7 protein-coding genes and 1 rRNA gene are annotated in these 18597 nt (G+C 61.4%); 2 read left to right on the top strand and 6 right to left on the bottom strand.

Annotated features, from left to right (window positions below; translation table 11 throughout):
- Positions 1-2: 2 nt before the first annotated feature.
- Positions 3-854 (bottom strand): SDR family oxidoreductase, encoded by an 852-nt coding sequence (locus tag KUV74_RS16660; protein WP_222516902.1) that lies wholly within the window; start codon positions 852-854, stop codon positions 3-5.
- A gap of 309 nt (positions 855-1163) precedes the next feature.
- Here KUV74_RS16660 and KUV74_RS16655 point away from each other — a divergent pair, with 309 nt between their 5' ends.
- The gene (locus KUV74_RS16655) at positions 1164-3137 is read left to right on the top strand and encodes an acyl CoA:acetate/3-ketoacid CoA transferase (protein WP_213230575.1); all 1974 of its coding nucleotides are present in this window, start codon (positions 1164-1166) and stop codon (positions 3135-3137) included.
- A gap of 136 nt (positions 3138-3273) precedes the next feature.
- On the opposite strand, the gene KUV74_RS16650 is transcribed toward KUV74_RS16655, so the two are convergent.
- Positions 3274-12684, bottom strand: a complete 9411-nt coding sequence (locus KUV74_RS16650) for an immunoglobulin-like domain-containing protein (protein ID WP_222516901.1) — start codon at positions 12682-12684, stop codon at positions 3274-3276.
- 1261 nt (positions 12685-13945) lie between these two features.
- On the bottom strand, positions 13946-14386 hold the full coding sequence (locus tag KUV74_RS16645) for a hemerythrin domain-containing protein (protein ID WP_222516900.1): 441 nt from the start codon (positions 14384-14386) through the stop codon (positions 13946-13948).
- Between the two features lie 639 nt (positions 14387-15025).
- On the opposite strand from KUV74_RS16645, the gene KUV74_RS16640 reads away from it, so the two are divergent.
- Positions 15026-16078, top strand: a complete 1053-nt coding sequence (locus KUV74_RS16640; RefSeq protein WP_222516899.1) for a c-type cytochrome — start codon at positions 15026-15028, stop codon at positions 16076-16078.
- Here KUV74_RS16640 and KUV74_RS16635 read toward each other — a convergent pair.
- The 3 genes from KUV74_RS16635 to rrf form a co-directional block, all read right to left on the bottom strand.
- The gene (locus KUV74_RS16635) at positions 16065-16553 is read right to left on the bottom strand and encodes a DUF2938 family protein (protein WP_108447578.1); all 489 of its coding nucleotides are present in this window, start codon (positions 16551-16553) and stop codon (positions 16065-16067) included. The genes KUV74_RS16640 and KUV74_RS16635 overlap by 14 nt on opposite strands.
- A 371-nt stretch (positions 16554-16924) precedes the next feature.
- A complete protein-coding gene (locus KUV74_RS16630; RefSeq protein WP_124804256.1) occupies positions 16925-17803 on the bottom strand; it encodes an MBL fold metallo-hydrolase in 879 nt (292 codons plus the stop codon).
- Positions 17804-18497: 694 nt separating this feature from the next.
- Positions 18498-18597: ribosomal RNA gene (rrf, locus tag KUV74_RS16625) — 5S ribosomal RNA — on the bottom strand; the annotation flags it as partial.

The following is an 18597-nucleotide window of genomic DNA, read 5'->3' as shown; positions in this document are numbered from 1 at the left end:
TCTCAGGTATTGAGCACCACGCCGCCATTGAGGTGCAGCGTCTGGCCACTCATGTAGGACGACTCTTCGCTGGCCAGATAGACATAGGCGGGCCCCATCTCACTGGGTTGGCCTGCCCGATTCATCGGCACCTGACCACCGAACTTGGCGACCTTTTGTTCGTCGAAGCTCGCTGGGATCAACGGCGTCCATACCGGCCCCGGGGCCACTGCGTTGACGCGAATCTCGCGATCCATCAGGGTCGCCGCCAGCGAACGTACCAGTGCCTGCACCGCCCCCTTGGTTGCGGTGTAGTCGAGCAGGGTGTCATTGCCCTTGAAGGCATTGATCGAGGAGGTAGCGATGATGGTATCGCCGGCGTCGAGGTGGGGCACCGCCGCCTTGGACAAATAGAAGTGGCTGTAGACATTGGTGCGGAAGGTCCGCTCCAGCTGCGCCTCATCCACCTCGGTAATATCGGACCAGTCATACTGTTCGGCGGCGTTGTTGACCAGGATATTGAGCCGTCCAAAGCGCTCGATGGTGCTGGCCACGGCCTGACGACAGAAGTCGGCATCACCGACGTCCCCCTTGAGCACCAGGCACTCACCGCCTTCCTTCTCGACCATCTGGCGGGTGGTCTCGGCGTCCTGATCTTCTTCCAGATGCACGATGGCGCAGTGCGCGCCCTCACGGGCATAGTGCACCGCCACGGAGCGACCGATACCGCTGTCGCCGCCGCTGATCAGCGCCACCTTGCCGTCCAGCTTGCCGCTGCCACGGTAGCTGTCACGGATCACCTCGGGCTCGGGCTGCATGGCCGACTCGCTGCCGGGCTGACGATGCTGTTGCTGAGGGGGTTGCTGTGTAGACATGGATCCACTCCTTCGGCTCATCGACATGGCGAACGTCATGACCCCCGCCACCACGGGCATCCCTGGGGGCCGGCGGTACGCAACAGACGTCTGCGGCAGAAGCCCTTCTCTGCACGTGACGTGAAGGTTGTGTACCACTTTTGTATAGAGTGGGACAGTCAGCGACTGACTTCAAGGGCCAAGCAACGACTCTCTCCTTTGCACCGTCAAGCATCTCGACCTCTCGCCGCCTTCATGTCGCTCACACTGGTCCATAGGCTCTGCGTGCCGACGTGCCCCCCTATCCCCATGGCTTGAAAAGGAACACCCATGCCCCATCGCACTCCTCCCAGCGTCAGTCGCCAACGCAACAAGGTGGTCAGTGCCGAGGAGTCGGTACAGCTGATCCGTGACGGCGACAGCCTTGCCACCGGCGGCTTCGTCGGGGTGGCCTTTCCCGAGGCACTGGCGGTAGCGCTGGAGCAACGCTTCGTGGAGTCCGGCCATCCTCGTGACCTGACGCTGATCTACGCCGCCGGCCAGGGCGACGGCAAGGGCCGTGGCGTCGATCACTTCGGTCACCCGGGACTGCTCAAGCGCGTCATCGGAGGCCACTGGGGGCTGGTACCCCGCTTGCAGAAGCTGGCCATCGACAACCAGATCGAGGCCTACAACCTGCCACAGGGCGTGATCTCCCATCTATTTCGCGACACCGCCGCCGGCAAGCCGGGCACCCTGACCAAGGTGGGGCTCGATACCTTTGTCGACCCACGCCAGGGGGGCGGCAAGATCAACGAGCGCACCACCGAAGATCGCGTGCGGCTGATGCCTATCGATGGCGAGGAGTACCTGTTCTACCAGGCTCAGCCGATTCAGGTCGCGCTACTGCGCGGGACCACCGCCGACGCCGACGGCAATGTGACGATGGAGCGTGAGGCGCTGTTTCTGGAGATGCAGGCCATTGCCATGGCGGTGCACAACTCCGGAGGCATCGTCATCGTCCAGGTCGAGAGTCTGGCCGAACGAGGCACCCTCAAGGCCAAGGACGTGAAGATCCCCGGCGTGCTGGTCGACGCCGTGGTGCTGGCACAGCCCGAGCATCACTGGCAGACCTTCGCCACCCAGTTCAGTCGTGCCTTCGCCGGCGAACTGAAGGCGCCGATGAATGACATCGCCAGCCTCTCGCTGACCGAGCGCAAGGTCATCGCTCGCCGCGCCGCCTTCGAGCTTCGGCCCAACAGCATCGTCAATCTGGGCATCGGCATGCCCGAGGGCATCGCCAACGTGGCCAATGAGGAAGGGCTGCTGGAGTACCTGACGCTGACCGCCGAGCCCGGCGTCATCGGCGGTCTGCCGGCGGGCGGGCTCGACTTCGGCGCCGCCATCAATACCCAGGCGATCATCGACCAGCCCAGCCAGTTCGACTTCTACGATGGCGGCGGCCTGGACATCGCCTTTCTCGGTCTCGCCCAGGTCGACCAGGAGGGCAGCGTCAACGTCAGCCGTTTCGGCCCCAGGCTTGCCGGCGCTGGCGGCTTTATCAACATCAGCCAGAACGCCAAACGGCTAGTGTTCGTCGGCACCTTCACCGCCGGTGCCCAACTGTCCATCGAGTCGGGAAGACTAAAGATCGACGCCGACGGCAGCCAGCGCAAGTTTGTCGAGCGCGTCGAGCACCGCACCTTCAGCGGTCCCCTGGCGGCGAAGCGCGGCCAGCCGGTGCTCTACGTCACCGAGCGCTGCGTGTTCGAACTGCGCGCGCAAGGGCTGACGCTGATCGAGATCGCCCCGGGGGTGGAACTGGAGCGCGACATCCTGGCGCTGATGGACTTTCGGCCCCACATCGACGCGCCCCTTGCCACCATGGATCCCCGCCTGTTCGACAGCGCCTCCATGGACCTGCTCGAGACCCTGCTGGAGCGCCCGATCGCCGAGCGCTTGAGCGTCGATCTCGACACTTACCAGTTCTTCATCAATTTCGAGGGACTGGCGGTCAACGACGATGACACCATCGCCACCATCGAGAGGGAGGTCGAACGCCTGCTTGAGCCCCTGGGCCGTCCTGTCTATGCCATCGTCAACTACGACAACTTCACCATCGCGCCGCACCTTGTCGAGCGCTACACCGAAATGATCTGCGGATTGTCCGAGCGCTTCTACGAGCGCGTCACTCGCTACACCACCAGTGCCTTCCTGCGCCTCAAGCTCGGCGACGCGCTGGAGCGCCGTGCCGATGCACCGCACATCTACGAAAACCGCAAGGACGCCCTGAGCCACCTGCTCGACGAGCAGCAAGACAGCTGACCATTCTGCGGCTCAACTGCCTGTGCATCTGCTTGCGAAGAGGCGCCACGACTACCCCCGAGCCAGCGATTCACGCTAGCCATGCGGCAACGGGGGACCGTGTCCCCCGTTGCCACCTGCCGGGCAAGTCGGCGAATCAGATGTCCACGTCGATACCATCCTGGATCTTGAGCACGGCGTTGCCGTTTCCATCGTAGACGTTGTAGGTGATGCCATCTTCCTGCACCTGATTGCCGGTGGCGGACCATTCATCGGCTCTCAAGGAGACCCTGTCTCCGGCGTCACCACGCACAAACAGCTCATCACCACTGGTCATGTCGAGCACATCCTGTGCACTCAAGGTAACGTCATGGTCCTGGCCCTCCCCCATCAGGTCCAGTGTCTCGATATTGCGCACCTTGCCGGGATCGATGTCCTCGCCAAAGCGCAACTCGACCACATCGTCACCACCGAGACCATTGATCGCCTTGCCGCTGTAGAGCAGCGTATCGTCACCGGTCGTCGGCTCCACTGCGCGGATATCGAGATCCACCTGGCCTTCATAAGGCGGGTCGAGGGTATCCTGACCGTCCACGGTGGCCAGGCTGAAGTCCAGGGTGACATTGCCATCGGTCGCCTTCTGCACCAGCGTCAGCGCATTCAGTTGGTCGATTGAGATGTCATCGATCACATAGGTATCGGTTCCGGCGTCGTAGGTCCAGTCCAGAAGATTGTCGCCACTGAAGAAGCTGGCGTGCTCCCCCAGCCCCTTGAGGGTCAACGTCACCTGTTCGGAACCGTCTCGATCCAGCACCGAGGCGTTGAGGTTGAGCGGAATTCTGTCGCCCTCATCGCCGAAGCTCAGCAACGGATCGGCCTCGATCGGATCGGCCACGGCGTCCACCAACACCGAGAACGCCTCGTCACCGATGTAACGTTCGCCATCACGGCCGGCGATGGCTGTCACCGAGAGGCTATCGGCGCCACTGAGGTCTCCGCTCCAGTCACGTGGAGGGATCAGGCCGACGTAGGCAGGCAAACTCCCGTCAGGCTTGAGAATCGACCAGCTGCCCTTGCCTACGTTCTCCGCCAGGGTCGCGGAAGCCGCGTCGGCACCCGTCATCACCAGCCAGCCGTTAGGCAGGCCATCGATCAGCACCGCTTCCAGGGTCTGGGAGGGGTCGAGCAAATCAACCTCGAGACCGCTGACATCGATCAGGCTGTCCTCCTCGCCCCGGATGTCGTTGACCGACACTTCCGGCGGCGGCGGCGGTACCTCGACGCTGGCCTGGTCCTGATCGGCTTCCCGATTGGTCGCGTCGGTTTCCTGGGTGGAGCCTTCGGCGACAAGCGAGACGTCTCCCCAGACCCCCACCGCCGGACGGTAGGTCAGATTGACCGTGTCTCCGACTGCGACGCCGTCGATGACGTAGCGACCATCTGATCCTGGCGTCAGCGCCTGGCCGTTGTAGAACAGGGTACCGCCTGGCGCGGCACCACCATCGGCATCGGTTGCTCCACTCTCGTCGAGGGTCAGAACCAGTTGACCGTCCACCAGCGTAACGTCCGGGCTGTCGGCAGGGCTGGTGACGCCGACCTCGAAGTCAACATCACGACCATTGTCGGCCAGCTCGCCCGATACGCTGACCTCGGGGGTATCCGTCACCGGAGTAACCGGGGGGTCCACGGTGACAGAATGTGAGTTTTCCTTGCCACTGGATGAGCGGGTGGTCAGGGTGGCGTCGAAGGTGAAATCTTCGCCATTGTCATTCCAGTTGGCCGGTGGCGTCACGCTGATCGACGCCATCAGGTCATCCAATGCGGCCTGACCACCGCCGTCGGTACTGGCGTACCACACCGATTGGCCGTTGACCGTGGTCTCCTCCATGCCCGTAACCACGGTCCCCGGCGGCAGATTGCTGAGGGTGATGGAGCTGGCACCGTCGTTCCCGGCGATCTGGGCATCGATCAGCTGCGACAGCGGAGACGCCGAGTCCTCGGTCATGGCAGCACTGGAGTCGTTGTCCCAGCGCTCGATATCGGAGGCATCCTCCCCGTCGTTGTCATCGCCACTGCCGCTCAGCGTCCAGCTTGCGCTGGCGCTCTGCTCCAGGGTGTTGCCCCCGGCGTCCTGGGTCACCGCGGTGATAGTGATGGAGTGGTTGTTGATATCGTTCAGTTGCCCCCCTTCCCCCAGGACAAAGACGAAAGAGTGCTGCTGCGGAATGGGGCCGTCGAAACTCTGGGGCGGGTCCAACTCGATTCGCCACTGGCGGCCGCCGCTGTCACCGGCCACCACGCCGATATATTCGGCCCCTTCCACACTGACGCCCTCCGGCACACCATCGATCAGGAAATAGCGGAGCGACTCACTGCCGTCCTCGTCGGGCTGGTTGCCTGCGTCGGCGTCGGCGGACTGATCGACCGCGACATTGACCTGAACGCGATCACCGGTCCCGGCATTGACGTCATTGCCGGTGATGCTGACACCACCGCCCGAGAGGTTGACGATGCTGGTGATATCGATGGTCGGCGTGTCGGTGACGGCATCGATGACTACCTGATGAATGGCATCCCTGGGTGCCGACGTCACGTCATCCACCTGACCTTCGTAGCCGGCGTTCGGTGTGTCGGTCACCTGGTAGCGCAGCGCCAGTTCGGCGCTACCCGCACCGAAGTTGGCATCTCCCTTGGCGTAGAGACGCTCCCAGGCGCCATTGGTCAGCTTGTACTCGCCGCCCTCCAGAGTGACATCCGGGTCTGTGGCCGCCGCCTGGGCGAGCGTGGTGCTCGTGGAATTGCCGACGTAGATGGTAAATGGCGCCTGGAGCACATCAGCGGCGTCGATCCACACCGTCTCGAGCATCTCGTTGGTGTCGCCATTCTGTGTTACCAGACTGAAATCGAGCTTGCCCAGGGTATCCTCGACAAGACGCGAATCGGTCTCGATCACCCCTTCAGGACTCGGCGTCACTTCGAACGAGACCTGATGCTGGTCCCCATCGCGTGAATCGCCATCATCTTCGGTCACCACCGGGGTGACACTGAAGTCGACACGACCGCTGAAGTTGTCAGGGGTGGTGATGCGCACGTCGGCAAGCTCTCTGGTGACCCAGACCCGCTCGTCGCCCTCGGCATCCTCAGGACTGATCAGCACCGCACCGGCCACGGCGAAGCCTTCGTCCAACCCGCTGATGCGGTAGGCCAGTGATTCAGAGTCATCACGATCACCACTTTGCACCGTGACAAGATCGCTCAATCGTACCTCGGTCACGCCATCGTCCAGCGCCTGCTCCACGTAGGACTCGACGCTGGTGGCCACCTCGGGAGCGTCTGCGACTCCCTTGACCTTGACCAGGATATCGCGTGCTTCACCGGTGAACTCGCTGGTGACGCCACCGAAGGTGTCCACGCTGACAGGTGTTGCCTTGATGGAAAAATCTTCGTTGCTGTCCGGTGGAGGTGTAATGGTGAGAGGCACACTGGCATCGAAGTTGTCGATGATATAGTTGCCATTGCCGTCATCGGCCACCTGCTGACCATTGTAGTGAAGCACCGCCCCATCCGGCAGATCGGACAGGGTCATGCGATAGACCTCGTTGGGATCATCGCTCTGGGGCCGAAGTTCAAGCGCCACCGCCGTGTCTTCATCGGTCTGGGCCACCGGCTCGTAGCCCAGGGACACACGATCCGCTACTGGTTCCTGGACGCGGATGCCGGTCAACAGCGCCTCGCCGGACACCGCAGTGTCCACGTTGCCCTCTCCATCGGTATCCACCGTCTTCGCTTGCACGCGGATCTGGAAGGTGCCCTTGCGATTGGTCGGCGGGCGAAACTCCACGCTGGAAAGATGCTGGACCGGAATTTCTACCGGGGTCCCGTCGTAGGACTTTTCTACCCACTGACCAGCCTCATCGAGATAGCGGAAGCTGGCACCGATCATGTCTCCGGCCTGACCATCCAGCTGCTCTGGCGTCAGTCGGGCGAAGGTCTTCTCCGAACCATCGCTGTCCTGATTCGACCAATCGTCCTTCAAGTCGAAATCATCATTGGTCAGCTTGAACCACTCGTCCTCGGCGACACCGTCGCTGGCGCCATAGGTATGCCCACCGGTCATGGTGAGATCGGCCTTGCCATCGCCATCGCTGTCGCTGACGCCGCTGGCGGCAATGACCTCCGCCTTGGGCGCGACCTTGGGCGAGTAGGTCACCTCCTTGACCTCCTCATCGCTGACAGTAGCGCCATCGATGGTGGCCGTATCGGTGACCCCGACCTTGAGCGTGAGGCTTGGGTCATCGCTCTCGTGGGCCGGCCCGGTCAGGCTGTAGTTCTTGAAGGCACCGCTATCCACGTCACTCTTGGGTACGCTGAACCCATCGCTGCCGTTGCCGGTGTGCACCAGGTTGCCGTCGGCGTTGCGGATCTCCCAGCCATCGGGTACCACGGCGATCTCGATCGAGGTGATCGTCTCGCTGGTCGCACCACCACCGTCGTCATCCCCGACCTTGAGCGAGGCGAGAAACTTGAAGGCCTCATCTTCAGTACCGCGCGCGCTGACGGAAGGCTTATCCACCACTGGAGTCACATCGATGTCCAGAGTGACTTTGTCTTCCTTCCAGGCGCCGGTCGGCGAGGGACCATCGGCGTCGCCATCCCGCGCTCTCAAGGTTACCGAGACTCCCTTGATTTCACCGCTGAAGTCATCCGGCGGCGTAATGGTGATCTCGGGGAAGTCGGTAGTCGAAGCACTCAGCCCACCGGCGGGTACCCGCACCTGGCCACTGGCGCCAACGACTCGCGTCAGGTTGTCGTTGACGGTAACCACGGTGCCCTCGGGCAATCCCTCGAGCAGCAGTTCACGATACTCGCTGCCGTCCAGATCCTCGAAAGACGCCTTCAGCGTCTCGCTCAGGTTGAAGGCGACGTCTTCCGCGGTCTTGAAGACCTTGTGATCGGTGTCGTCAGCGAAGGTCAAAGTCACGTCATCGGTGACCGCCTGGACCGTTACCGGGACACGAATCGCCGAGGTGGCTCCCGGGATGCCGCTCAGACGCTCGCCGTCGGCGTCGACCTCATAGCTCGAGACCTGGATCGATAACGAGAAATTGCTGCCGTCCTGTGCCTTCGGCGCTACCTTCAGCCCCTCGAATTCCGCACGGGTCATCACCAGGTCAACATCACCGTCGTCCAAGGTCGAAAGATGGGAGCCATCGGACAGCTTGATGGTCAGCGTGCTCTTGCCCTTGGTGTCGATAACGCTACCGTCGGCCTTCAGCAGCTTGGCTCCAGAGGGAAGCCCGGACACGGTAATGGCCCCCAGTAGTTCGGGGTTGTCCCCTGCTGCCCCCATGTTCTGATCGGTGGTGTCGGTAGGCGATGGTGCGGCAAGACCAAGCGCCACCGATACATCTTCGTCGGTCGCCGCCGATGATGACGGAAGATCCGGCTTGTCAGCCACGGGGGTGACGGTCACATCGACGTCTACCGAATAGGTGGTGCCGCCCTCTGTGTAGGTATAGGTAAAGGCATCGGCGCCACTGTAGTTGCCGTCGGGCTTGTAGGTCAGTCTGCCGTCGGCACCGATGGTGACACTGCCATACTCCGGCGCGTCGCTGATCGCCAGGGTATCTTCGGTAGCGTTGGCGGGGGTGGAGAAGGTTTTCTTGCCATCTTCTTTCAAGGTGATGCTCTGAGACTCCTGCGCCGGGTCATCGACCACGGTCACCTGGAAGTCGTCTTCATCGATATCGCCGTCGCTGTCGATCACCTCGAACGGTAGCGTCAGCACGATATTGCCGTTGCTATCGACCACCGAGGTCACGTGATCCAGCGGGCCCTCCAGGGTGAAGCGGTAGCTGGCATCGTTGCTACCGGCATCGAGCACGCTGATGGTAAATACCGTTTCGCCGTCTGCACGGGCGGTCAAGGTGTGCCCATCACTGGAAAGCGAATAGCCGATCGCCTGATTCTCGGAGGTCAGCCCAAGCTGATTCAGGGTCGCCACGGTATCAGCGGTGAACCGGGTATCGATGCTGTCCTGACCTTTGTTGACATCAAGATCACCGCTCACCGAGCGTTTGCTGGTGTTCGGCTCGGAGCCAGATGCCAGATACTGTTCGTCGAGGCGTCCATCGGTCGGATCACCGATGCTCGGTTCGGTGTCTTTGACCAACACCGGCTGCTGCGCGGTGTTCGACCGAGAGCCGTCTGCATCAATCAGCACATAGCTGAAATCGTCGCGCAGCGTATCGCCGCTGTCATTACCCTGCGGGCGAGGATGGGCGGCGCTGGCGACAGGCGTATAGCTCCAGTTTCCATCACTTGCAACGGTCAGGCTGCCGTAGCGAGTCTCCACAGTAACACTGCCGCCGTCGGAAATGCTGCGGGCGGTCGTGGCACCGCTGCGATCGATAAAGGTGATGCTCTCGACCCGGGCCCCATCGGCGCCCAGGGTGTCGTTGACCAACAGGTTGGTGCCGCTTGTACGCGCGTCGCCCTCGGTGGTGGTCTGCAGAGAGTCGCTGGTGGCAGAGGGACCGTCGTCGCGGATCAGGATATCCAGATTATCCTGACGGCTGTCACCGGAGTCATCGGTCACCTTGACCGCTAGCGAATCCACCACCGAACCACTGGCGTGATTTGCTGGTTTCGTCAACGTATAGGTGTAGGACAGTTCATCGGCAACCGCGTCGTACCCTGTGATCGACAAGGTTCCGTAGGCCATGTCGATAGAGATCGGCTGGCTGGCGCTCGCTGCCTGAAGCTCTGCCAGGGACTTGCTGATGGAACCGAATGCAACACTGGCCACCTCGTCGACTCCGCCCGAGCCCACGGCGATGGCTCCCGACACCACATCGCTATCGTCAGCCAGCGAGCCTGATTCGAGGCCGGCTTCGCTGACGCTGGCGTCTCCTGCCACAGTGGGACCGTTGTCATCGGGGATCGTCAGTTCGGGGACATCGCTATGGACGATGACCGTCTTGTCGCCCCCGGCAACCAGCTTCTCGTAGTTACCCCCCGTCAAGGTATCGATGCCAATGGTCCAGGAAGCGGTATCATCGGCGCTTTCGCCTGGCCCCAGATTCTGGTCCTGATCGGGAGCACGCAACGTCACCTGGGCACTGGTGGCGCCCTCGGCGATGACCACTTTGGTGCCATCGTCGAGCGTAATCGTCAGAGGGCCGCCTTGGGGTGGTTCCTCGACGGTCAGTGTGACGCTGACCGCCTGTCCTTCATCCGCATCGTCAGGCGCACTCAGGGAGACCACCACTTCATCGATGGTGTCATTCACCTGAGTGCTGACCGTGGCGGAGTCGACCTCGAGCTTCTCCAGCATGCCAATACCGCTGGCCGGCTGGCCATCAGGCTCCACTTCCTTCGCCTCACGGATCGAGTTGACCACCTGGCCGGGATCGACGTAGACATCGTCTGATGGCGCGGCCACCGTGACCGAGGCGCTGGTCTGACCCGCCGGTACAGTCAGCGACTCGCCGTTGGCCAAGGTCACAGCGATCGCCTTGTCGGCGCTACGGGGCTGGCCCTGAGGATCCTGCAACTCCACCGTGTAGGTGATCGCGCCACCTTCCTTCACCTCAGGAGTGGCCTTGAGCACCAGTCGAGTAATGTCGTTGTCGTCCACCATCAGGGTAGTGACGCCATCGCCAAGATCGACCTGGTCGTAGCCGGTGGGCGTGGCCGACTCGATGGAGAAACCCCGGCTCGTCTCCCCCTGATTCACATGCTCATCGGGTCGGCTCGCCACCTGAATACTGGCACTGCGCTCGCCCTCGACAATGGTGATGGTATTTCCGTCTTCGAGCGTCACCACCACATCGCGATCGGCCACATTGTCCATGGTCGCGGTTACGGTAATGAACTCACCCTCGACGACCGTGCTGCTGGCGCTCAATTCGATGCTCAGCGCTACCGGCTTGCGATCCAAGGCGTCGTCGGAGTTGCCCGCCGGATCGGTGACCCGAGCATTTGCCTGAACGTGGGTCTGACCGGCCACCACCGGCACTTCGACGTCGAGCCCATCGCTCAGGTCCTGGGCGGTGACGCTACGCTCGAGCAGCACGTTGCCTTGACCATCGGTCACTCTCAGGGTGTCGCCCACTTCGGTGCCGGCACCCAGGTTCACCCGCGCGGTAACACTGTCGTCGTTGCCGATCTCGCTCTGCTGGTAGGCACCATCATCACCGGCCCCGATCAGTGAGATCGTCACGCTCGGCGGCTGGTCGTCGATGGGCTTGGTGGCGTCGTCGCTGTCGCTGTTGCCGGCGGGATCGGTGACGGTGGCGGTGACGCTCACGCTTTCGTCACCCGTGGCGACAGGCACCTCGACGTCGAGCCCATCGCTCAAGTCCTGGGCGGTGACGCTACGCTCGAGCAGCACATTGCCTTGACTATCGGTCACCCTCAGGGTGTCGCCCACTTCGGTGCCCGCGCCCAGGGTCACCCTGGCAGTAACACTACCGTCGTCGCCGATCTCGGCCAGGTTATAGACACCATCGCTTCCGGCGCCGGACAGATTGACCTCCACCGTCGGCGGCTGGTCGTCGATCGGCTTGGTATCGTCGTCGCTGTCGCTGTTGCCGGCAGGATCGGTGACGGTGGCAGTGACGCTCACGCTTTCGTCGCCCTTGGCGACAGGCACCTCGACGTCGAGCCCATCGCTCAAGTCCTGGGCGGTGACGCTGCGCTCGAGCAGCACATTGCCTTGACCATCGGTCACCCTCAGGGTGTCGCCCACTTCGGTGCCCGCGCCCAGGGTCACCCTGGCAGTAACACTGTCGTCGTCGCCGATCTCGGCCAGGTTATAGACACCATCGTCACCGGCGCCGGACAGATTGACCTCCACCGTCGGCGGCTGGTCGTCGATCGGCTTGGTGTCGTCATCGCTGTCGCTGTTGCCGGCAGGATCGGTGACGGTGGCGGTGACGCTCACGCTTTCGTCGCCCTTGGTGACCGGCACCTCGACGTCGAGCCCATCGCTCAAGTCCCGGGCGGTGAGGCTGCGCTCGAGCAGCACGTTACCTTGACCATCGGTCACCCTCAGGGTGTCGCCTACTTCGGTGCCCGAACCCAGGGTCACCCTGGCAGTGACACTGCCGTCGTCGCCGATCTCGGCCAGGTTGTAGACGCCATCATCACCGGCGCCGGCCAGATTGACCTCCACCGTCGGCGGCTGGTCGTCGATCGGTTTGGTGTCGTCGTCGCTGTCGCTGTTGCCATCGGCGTCGGTCACGGTCGCCTGGACACTGACACTGTCATCGCCGGGCGCAACAGGCACTTCCAGATCGACGCCTTCCGTTAGATCAGTCACCGTGACCGGGCGATCCAGCAGTACACTGCCATCGGCGGCAACCACCACCAGGCGATCACCGACCTCCGTATCGTCACCAAGAATCACTCTGGCGGTGACGCTGCCATCATCGCCGATTTCCGCCAGAGAAAAGATGCCGTCGGCTCCCGCGCCCAACAGTTCGACGCTCACGCTGAGCGCATCATCCAGCAAGGCACCATCATCATCGTCGATGGGGTCACCGTCACGCACTTCAATGCCCACCTCATCCGCCAGTGGGAAATTGAATGCTAGCGGATCCACGTTTTCGACGATGCGCAAAAGGCGTACGAAACCGTGTCCTTCATTACCGCTCCCTCCAGCCGATGAGCTACTACCCGCCTGGGGAGGATTCTCCTCGAGTTCAGCCAGCAGCTCATTCAGGGTTTCGTCACCGATCTCCTCTCCCGTACGACTGAAATCCCCTTCACCGAGGGGCGTGTCATCATCGGGCCCGCGGTAAAAATCGCCCGAATCGGATGGCGAAGGGCTCTCACTCAGCAGTCGAGAAACGAGCACGCCATCCGTCGTCATCAGGTTCAGTCTAAGGGCTGGGTCTCCTTCGAGTACCAAGGTGGCGGCTTGGGGAGCCGAAACAACAGCATCGGTAGATAGGCTTTCGCCTACTCTCAGCAGACGCAGTTGACCGGAGTCATCACGAATCCAGACCTCCCCTTCCATGTCGAGAATTCTAACCCGTGAATTCATAGCACCAAGCCCCTGTCGTAGATCGATTATCATTGTCACTGGCCAGTCACCCAGGCTCCTGGACCGAACCCTCGGAAGGAATGCAAACCGACGTATCACAACCGGTGAACAAGGAGGGAGACCACATTGATCAGTGCCTTAACACCGGTAAGATGCATCCAAGAAACCTTGCCCGAGTTATAGCACTTTGGAACATTTTGTTACATTTTTAGCTAAAAAACGTCTCAAGAATGCACGAAACTGCATATTAGGTAACACTCACGCCTCTGCGTGACACCATGCTTCTCGATTCCAGAAACCACTATATAAAACACCTTATATTATTATTCTAGATATTAAGGTATTATAATTATAACTATTAAAGTACGTTTCTCATCATTCTTTTTTACTAATCTTTTCAGGCGGGCCGACTTGGCCAGGCTGCACCCACCTCTGCCTTGTGGCATAGAGCGCTGGATATTCGGCGAAGCTACGGAGGTAGCACCGTTGAAGGCATTCGCTGGGTGGAGCGCTGGAAACCTGGTCCGCCGGGGCGCCACTCCGACACGCCCGGTCCTAGGCGCTGTCCGAAAAGTCGACGAGCGAAGGTTAGACAAGGCAAAAATCGGTGAGACAGCGCAGTTTACGGGGTGTAAATGAGCATGTTGATCCGATTTTTAACACCGTATTACCGAGCGCAGGCACTTTTCAGACAAGCCCTAGAGTCCTGTCACACGACAAAGGGCGCCGGAGTTTCCTCCGGCGCCCTTTATGCAAGCGGCTTGGAAAGCGTCTGCCTTCAGCCGGCTTCCCGATCCTGCATGTCCTGCAGGTACTCTTCGGCGAGGTTGGCCTTGGTGGCATCGTCAAAGGCGCGTCCGGCGAGCTGGAACACCTCCTGCTCTTCCTCGTCGAGGTGATGAGTGACCAGATGCTGCAGCTTCTTGGCGCTGGCAAGCCAGCCCGGTGAACTGTAGTCGGTCGTCTCGAGCGCCTCGATCAGCTCATCGATCTCGTGGTGCTCGGCCACGCTGTGCCGCGCCTTCTCTTGGGTCATGTCATGCTCCATCATCGGCATGTACAGGGCCCGCTCTTCTGCGCCAGCGTGGTTCTCGAGCTCCTTCTTGACGCGTTTGAACAGCTCATCACGCCCGTTACTGTCGCCTTCGGTCTCCACCAGCAGTTCCAGCAGGCGGCGCTGCTTGTCGTGGCTCTCACGCAGGGCTTCAAAGATGGTCACGGATCTCTTCCTCCTTGTCGAAGCGAAGCCAGGATCGCGCCGTCGACGGCGTCTGTTCCATGGCGATGTCACGGCTCTTCCATATACCAAACTTGTACAAGGATGGTTATATTGTTCAAGATCCGCAACCCGAAGCCTACGATCGCCTAAGTCTACCGAGTCTTTTGCCCAATTCTGCTCCACTCCTGCTGGGCTTTACTCCCAGGCCAGACGGCTACGGGAAGAAAGCTTGCTCAGGGAACCCGCGGGAGCGCTTTGCGAACGCTTGAGGACGCTAGCCGGTCGGGCTCGTCCAGGAGACGCCAGGTAGCGACCGCCAGCATTGGGACAGACGTCATTTTCGGGCGGACCCAATTGGCAAATTCTTGTTCGGTACGTGCCAAATCGGGCGGCTTCGGGAACACCTCGAGTCGCACCGACAGGTTGTCGATTAGCATCCGACAGAGGCTACGTCGACTGACTACAAACTCGGCCGTCGGCCGCCCTGAGTCGGCAATTCCGGCTACAGTGTGTGGGCACCAAGGAGCCGGGGGTGGACGATGGTAGCTTGCCCAGTCACTCGGAAGCTGCGTTACTGTACATGGACACGCAATAGCGGGAGGACACCCTGCCTTGAGAGCCAGCATTCGACTTGCCGTCATGGCCTCATGCATCGTGCTTTCCGCCCGAGCCGCCGACTCCCCTCCTCTGACGTCAGGACAGACCCTCTACCAGCAGGGAACCCACGGCGAGTCGCCTCATACCTCCTGTGCAAGCTGCCACGGTGTCGATGGCCTGGGGATCGATGGCACTGCGCCTGCTGTCCATTGGACGGCATTGACCAGCGAAGACCACCAGCCTGGCTATGATCGAACGAGTCTGCTGAAGGCACTGAGTCAGGGCATCGCTCCCGATCAACGCCGACTGTCTGCGCAGATGCCACGTTATGCACTGGACGACGACGTTCTGGACTCGCTGATCGACCACCTGCAACAGCTCTCGGCGGCGACGGACACCGGCATCGAACCCACACGAGTGCTGGTGGGCATCTCCGGAAATTCGGACCTGGATATCGGCTTCAGCGCGGCCATTGCTGCCTTCAATAGCCAGGGCGGCGCTTTTGGTCGACGTATCGAGGTGACGACGCGGCCTGACGTGTTGACGACCCTGACCGAGATCGACGACCGGCTGGAAGAGCGCTTGCAGACGGCCTGCCTGGTGGCCGCCGTCAGGGAAGTGCGCAATACCAGCGCACAGCGCGTGGGCCTGCTCGGCCGCCATGGCGATGAATTTCGCTTTCGGCTGATGACCATGAGTCTTCCGCTCTCGGCGGCAGCCGATGTGACCCTGGTCGCCAGCGACAATATTGTCGACGAACTGGAAAATGGTGAACTGCTGGACACCCCCAGAACCCTGGTCGGTTGTCTGGATCATCTCGGCGAACACGCCGCTGCCCTGGCAGAAGCCGGCCATAAGGTTATCCTCGCCATACCGCACCAGGACGCCCTGAGCTGGGCCGCCCTCCACGATCAGGGGCCCGAAGCCCTGCGCGGCTACGCCCTTGGCGCCCTGCTCGGAGAAGCCCTGGCTGCAGCGGGGGCCGATCTGACACCGGAGCGATTGAACAAGGCACTCGAGAGCATTGCTCTGACGGCCCAGACCGTCTATTTGGAACCTCGCTTCACCCCAAGGTATCTGCTCAGCCCGCCGTGATCAGACGCGCCGTCAGATACATGCCCAGGGCAAAGACGATATGGCCCACCACGTTGTTCATGCGGGCGAGGCTCGGGTTGGGAGCGCCCGAGCAGGCAACCCCCACTCCCATGCCAGGCTGCAGGATGAACCAGCCCGCGCCTACCGTCACCAGGCCTACGATCAAGGCCGGGCCAAAGGTCGGTGCCAACGCCCAGCCATCTCCCCACACCAACAACAGCGCCAGGGCAAAGCTCACGCCCACGACGTAGTGCATGATCCAGCCGATGGCGAGCTCACCGCCGATCGCAGGCGAGGAAGCGATCCCCTGGCGATGGACCAGTCTCCCCTTGGGCAAGCCCGAAAACCAGCGGCCGACCAGATGCCAGGGTGGCAGTGGTTGCCCTATCGACTTGTTCAACAGCCAATTCCACAGATCCAGCAGCGCCGTCCCGCCGACACCGATCACCAGGGCAAGACCAAGCGTATCGAACATCCCTTTCTCCTGACACTGGACTCCATCAATCGCCCTGGAGCCGAAGGCATAAGCGCCCATCACACGATCGGCGTCACCACCGACGCGCGCAGGCTAAGTGGAAATACTATCCATCAAGCAGAGGCGCCATTCATGCCACCTGAGCCGACAACCGCCTGACCAACCTAGCGTGAAAGCAGACACTTCACCAGAAACGCATGCCCAAGCGCCCGCGCTAGATAACGACGTCGATATCGAAGTCGCTATCGAAAGGGCAAGGCCCGAGGAACCATCACTGGATGATATTCACCGGACCCTATCGGCAAGCGCCCGCCGCAGAGATATTCATGGACTCCGCTCTCGGAGGCCGTTCTCAGCAGCCATTACGGCGCTTAAAAGGCGTTCACCGGGATCTTGAGGTAGCGACGACCGTTGGACTCTGCCTTGGGCAAACGTCCTCCAAGGATATTCACCTGGAGTGACGGCAGCATCAGCGCAGGCATCGGCAAGTCCTGGTCGCGTCCATTGCGCATGGCGATGTAGCCGGCCTCGTGCTGACCCTGGAGATGGATGTTGTCACGGCGCTGCTCAGCCACCGTGCTCTCCCACCGTGGCTCTCGGCCTCCAGGGCGATAGTCGTGCCCGGTAAATATGCGGGTATCTTCCGGCAAGGCAAGCAGGTCCTGTATCGACTGCCACAACGCCTGAGCGTCGCCACCGGGAAAGTCAGCCCGGGCCGTGCCGAAGTCAGGCTGAAACAGGGTGTCGTGGACGAAGGCAGCATCACCGACGCGGTAGGTAACCGACGCCAGGGTATGCCCGGGAGAGAACATCACCTCGACCTCGAGACTACCGATGGAGAAGCGATCCCCCTCGGCCCACAGCCTGTCCCACTGACTACCGTCGCAGGCCAGCTCCGGCCAATGATAGATATCCTTCCACAGCGCCTGTACCTCGGTGATCTTCTGCCCAATCGCCGTCGGCGCCCCCGTCTGCTGCTTGAGATACTGCGCCGCCGACAGATGATCGGCATGGGGATGGGTATCCAGCACCCACTCCACTTCGAGGCCGTGCTCCTTCACGTAGCCAAGCAGTTCATCCGCGCTGGCGGTGGACGTCGCACCGGAGGCCGCATCGAAATCAAGCACCGGATCGATGATGGCACACCGTCTGGTATCGGGGTCCGTGACCACGTACTGGACGCTCGATGTCGCGGTATCGAAGAACCCCGTCACCTGTGGCCGTCCCTCGGAATGACGAATTCGTTGCATCTGGCACCTCCTTCGCTCTGTGTACGATGAATATGCCATTTCGATCTTTCTTTAGCACCTTTGTTCCATCCAGAGCAGCATTCCGCATAGGAAGCAGAAACGAAAGAAGCCCAACTCCTCTCGGAATTGGGCTTCTTCTAAAGAAAATCCTGACGATGACGCTTAGACAGCGAGGTCGCTCGCATGGGGGTGAGTCACCCCAGCGCTCTTTACAAGTGCTGCAGCGAAGCTGCAAGGGGGGACGAACGACGCGAGCTTGCCCTTGAGAAGAGCCAGGCCGGACCGCGCCGAGGGGGTTATCGGCGCGGCCCCACATATAAAGAGAGGGGCTGAACTTGTAGAGAGACCATGCATGCGCTCTTTACAAAAAGAAGGCCCGACTATCTCTCGATAACCGAGCTTCTTCTGAATAAATGCCTGATGGACGGTCCCGCCTTCTGCTCTACAGCGCCCGTCCGTCCTGGCCGCCGCTCTTCCCTGAAGACTGCCGGATGACGCCACCAAGATAACAATGTTTCTCGCATGGGGGTGAGTCACCCCAGGGTTTTGCGGCAACGCCGCAAGGGGTGACGAACGACGCGAGCTTGCGAGCGGCCGGACCGCACGCAGTGCGGCCCCACATATAAAGAGAGGTCTTCCCCATGCATGCGAAAAAGCCCAACTCCTCTCGGAATTGGGCTTCTTCTGAATAAATGCCTGACGATGACCTACTCTCGCATGGGGAGACCCCACACTACCATCGGCGCTGAGCGGTTTCACTTCTGAGTTCGGCAAGGGATCAGGTGGTTCCCACT

Origin of the sequence: Halomonas sp. DP1Y21-3 (assembly GCF_019801245.1) — a bacterium.
GTDB classification, from domain to species: Bacteria; Pseudomonadota; Gammaproteobacteria; order Pseudomonadales; family Halomonadaceae; genus Halomonas; species Halomonas litopenaei.
Note: the sequence above shows the minus strand (reverse complement) of the source record. Positions and strands in the feature narration are given on the sequence as shown.

Coding starts and splice junctions, on each gene's coding strand:
- KUV74_RS16640 (WP_222516899.1), top strand. CDS start 15,026: ATGGCCTCATGCATCGTGCTTTCCGCCCGAGCCGCCGACTCCCCTCCT.
- KUV74_RS16660 (WP_222516902.1), bottom strand. CDS start 854: ATGTCTACACAGCAACCCCCTCAGCAACAGCATCGTCAGCCCGGCAGC.
- KUV74_RS16630 (WP_124804256.1), bottom strand. CDS start 17,803: ATGCAACGAATTCGTCATTCCGAGGGACGGCCACAGGTGACGGGGTTC.
- KUV74_RS16635 (WP_108447578.1), bottom strand. CDS start 16,553: ATGTTCGATACGCTTGGTCTTGCCCTGGTGATCGGTGTCGGCGGGACG.
- KUV74_RS16655 (WP_213230575.1), top strand. CDS start 1,164: ATGCCCCATCGCACTCCTCCCAGCGTCAGTCGCCAACGCAACAAGGTG.